This is a genomic window from Sodalis sp. (in: enterobacteria) (genome assembly GCF_047607725.1).
Classification (GTDB): Bacteria; Pseudomonadota; Gammaproteobacteria; order Enterobacterales; family Enterobacteriaceae; genus JBLKSS01.
Genome location: NZ_JBLKSS010000306.1, coordinates 1 through 2,896 on the forward strand (window position 1 = coordinate 1; position 2,896 = coordinate 2,896).

Annotated in this window: 3 protein-coding genes, 1 tRNA gene and 2 pseudogenes; 3 read left to right on the forward strand and 3 right to left on the reverse strand. The window is 53.0% G+C overall.

Going from position 1 to position 2,896, the window contains the following annotated elements; translation table 11 throughout:
- Positions 1-147: 147 nt before the first annotated feature.
- From ACMX3H_RS18805 to ACMX3H_RS18815, 3 genes and pseudogenes are all read left to right on the forward strand, one after another.
- Positions 148-405 (forward strand): annotated as a pseudogene (locus ACMX3H_RS18805) (SDR family oxidoreductase); the annotation flags it as partial.
- 53 nt (positions 406-458) lie between these two features.
- Positions 459-1,312 (forward strand): annotated as a pseudogene (locus ACMX3H_RS18810) (dihydrodipicolinate synthase family protein).
- Between the two features lie 2 nt (positions 1,313-1,314).
- Positions 1,315-1,731: a GlcG/HbpS family heme-binding protein gene (locus ACMX3H_RS18815; RefSeq protein WP_415211865.1), complete on the forward strand. Its 417-nt coding sequence runs from the start codon at positions 1,315-1,317 to the stop codon at positions 1,729-1,731.
- Positions 1,732-1,828: 97 nt separating this feature from the next.
- Here ACMX3H_RS18815 and ACMX3H_RS18820 read toward each other — a convergent pair.
- The 3 genes from ACMX3H_RS18820 to ACMX3H_RS18830 all read right to left on the reverse strand — a co-directional run bounded on the left by ACMX3H_RS18820 (position 1,829) and on the right by ACMX3H_RS18830 (position 2,832).
- Positions 1,829-1,905: transfer RNA gene (locus ACMX3H_RS18820), tRNA-Pro, on the reverse strand.
- A gap of 115 nt (positions 1,906-2,020) precedes the next feature.
- Complete coding sequence (locus ACMX3H_RS18825) at positions 2,021-2,536, reverse strand: tyrosine-type recombinase/integrase (protein WP_415211866.1); 516 nt, start codon at positions 2,534-2,536, stop codon at positions 2,021-2,023.
- A gap of 44 nt (positions 2,537-2,580) precedes the next feature.
- The gene (locus tag ACMX3H_RS18830) at positions 2,581-2,832 is read right to left on the reverse strand and encodes a phage integrase central domain-containing protein (RefSeq protein WP_415211867.1); all 252 of its coding nucleotides are present in this window, start codon (positions 2,830-2,832) and stop codon (positions 2,581-2,583) included.
- Between the last annotated feature and the right edge of the window lie 64 nt (positions 2,833-2,896).

Sequence of the window (2,896 nt, forward strand, 5' to 3'; positions counted from 1 at the left end):
TCTTTTTACGTGCCATGCCATACCCCCGGAAGCTAAAAGTCTCCAGAGTATGGCGGAACAGAAGATGAGCGATCGGACAGAATCGGAATCGCTGATCGGGCGACCGGAATCAGTGATCGGACGTGACCGGAACCAGCAGCTAAATCGGGTATTTATAACTTTACCCGCTATTGTGCGACCTATTGGGGGCGGGACGGCATTCGGGTGAATACCCTGACGATCTCCGGCGTGGCCCGAGAGGATCAGGATCCGCGTTTCCAGAAAAATTATACCGCCCGCATGCCGATCGGCCGCATGGCCAACGAGGATGAATACAACGGGACGATTGTATTTCTCCTTTCCGACGCCTCGGTGTATATGACCGGCGCCAATGTGGTAGTGGACGGAGGGTGGACAGCATGGTGAAGCAGGGTAAGTGGGATGAATATCGGGGGATCATGTCGGCCATCGTTACCCCGATGCATGATGATGAGTCCCTCAACGTCGACGCGTTGGCAACGGTGGTCGAGAATCAACTGCAGCGTGGCGTGGAAGGCTTTTATTGTTGCGGCTCTTCTGGCGAAGGTCCGCTCCTGAGTCTGGAGGAAAGACAACGCATCTTACGTACTCGGTGGGGCATGTTAACGGTAAGGTGCCCGTGATTTCTCATGTGGGCGCCGTCAGGACCGCCGATGCGGTTTATTTGGCGCAGCATGCGGAACTGGATGGCGCGGATGCCGTGTCGCTGGTGCCGCCGTATTATTACAAATTCTCCAAGGCGGAAATCATTGCCTATTATCGAAAAGTGCTTTCTGCGATCTCAATACCGATCATTATCTACAACATCCCCCAATTTACCGCGGTGGAACTCGATGCGGATATTGCCGGCGCGCTATTAACCGATGAACAGGTTCTCGGCGTGAAGCATACGTCGCACAATTTATATTCCCTGGAACGTATGGTGGCGAAATACCCTGAGAAAGTGTTTTTCAACGGTTTTGATGAAATCTATTTGTCGGCCTTATCCGCCGGTGCCACTACCACGATTGGGACCACGGTCAATTTGCAGCCCGAACGGTTTATCGCGGTGTGCGATGCCTTTCGGCGGGGTAACTTTGCTTTGGCAAGGGCGTTACAGCAGAAGATAAATGACATGGTGGCGTTCATGGTCGAATGCGGGATCTTTCAATCCGCAAAATACCTGGCGGGACGTCATCTGACCGATCTTGGACCGGTGCGTGCGCCTTTCACCCCCCTGACGCCGGCGCAAAAAAAGGCGCTGGACGCGCTTGATGACACCATCAGGGAGAATATTGCCCATGGCAAAGGATAGCGATGCTTTTAGCTCGCTATACGCTTAATGATAAAGCGGCGCTCAGGACCGTTACCGATCTCATTGAGTCGACGTCGTCAGACCCCGGCACGACCGGGCTGGCGGTGGCGATTGTGGGCGTCTACGGCGAGCTTGTGGCCTTCGGCGCACATCATTCCTGCCCGCCGTTGCAGCGGCTGCTGGCCCAGCGCAAAGCCTATACGGCGCTCATGCTGCGGCGTAGCCCCCGCCTGGTGTCCGAAGAGGTCCAGCGCGGTTCTCTGACTCTCGGTGTATTGAATGACGCCCTGCTATTGCCGATGCCGGGCGGTATGCCCATTCGCATGCAAGGTAGGGTCGTGGGCGCCATTGGCATCAGCGGGCTACCGGTTGAGCAGGATATCGCGCTGGCGGAGTACTGGGCGGAACGATTTGGCTGACAGCGGCGAATGACCGTCACCCCGCAGCGCAATGGCGACGCCTTTACGCCAGGCAAAAAAAACCAATCACAAGTGATTGGTTTTTTTCGGGATGGATTGGTCGGCATGAGAGGATTCGAACCTCCGACTCCCGACACCCCATGACGGTGCGCTACCAGGCTGCGCTACATGCCGAACTCATGGGCGCTTATACTACCCGTTCCTGCTATGAATGCAATAGCAGGATGGCAAATTCTCGCTTTAAAATTCAATAAATCGATCGAAATTGCTCGGAATTCGATCGAAATAATTATATTTCCGCCCACTCCGCCCCCCTCACATCCCGGTATTTGTCCGTCGTTGCGGCGTTTTTGTGTCCTAACAACTTTTGTGCATAATCCCGTCCCTTTTCGTCGGTGTAGAGACGTGCCACAAGACTTCTGATTTCGTGAAATGATGGCGCTTTGCCTTGCCACGTTAATCCTGATAAGCGACGGGCTTTTAGGAACGCCTTCGATATGGTGTCCTGTGCAAACTGTGGATGCCTTTTATCTGCAACGATATGACCCTCTCCTTCGCTTAATTCCCGAAGCTGGTGCAGGACATCAGCGAGGCACAGGTTGATACATTCAATCCTGGTTGTTTCAAGAAACGCTAGCATCATGCCGGTTTTTTCTTGTTTGATGTACAACTTACCAAGCTTGTAGTCTTCCCAGTATAGCGCCTGTATATCGCCCAGTCGTTGCTCTGTGACCAATGCTAGGTCAAGACAGGGGCCTACCCATGCGGATAATTTATCTGCCGCTTTATACGGATACCCTTCCAATCCTCCAGAGTCATACGTTTCTGCTTCACTTCTACTCGTTGATTTCAGGTGGCTTCGACGGGGTTGGTTTTTATCAGTCCCTCAGCAATGGCCTCGCGAAACAAATCGCGCAAAAATGCTCGGATGAGGTTCGCCATTGTTACTTTTCCTGTCTTTACCCACTGGCTCAGAAAGTCAGCAATGTCTTTGGTCTCTATCTTTTGAATCGCAAAGTCACCAAAATGGTAAGCGCCCCGTGGAGGACGTCTTGAATTATTGGTGGGTTTGTTGTATGGCCCGGTAAGAATATGTTCCACTACGATGCCTAGTGAACCCGCATCCTATAAGGGACGGCTGTCAGATCATGGATAATCCGGCGAT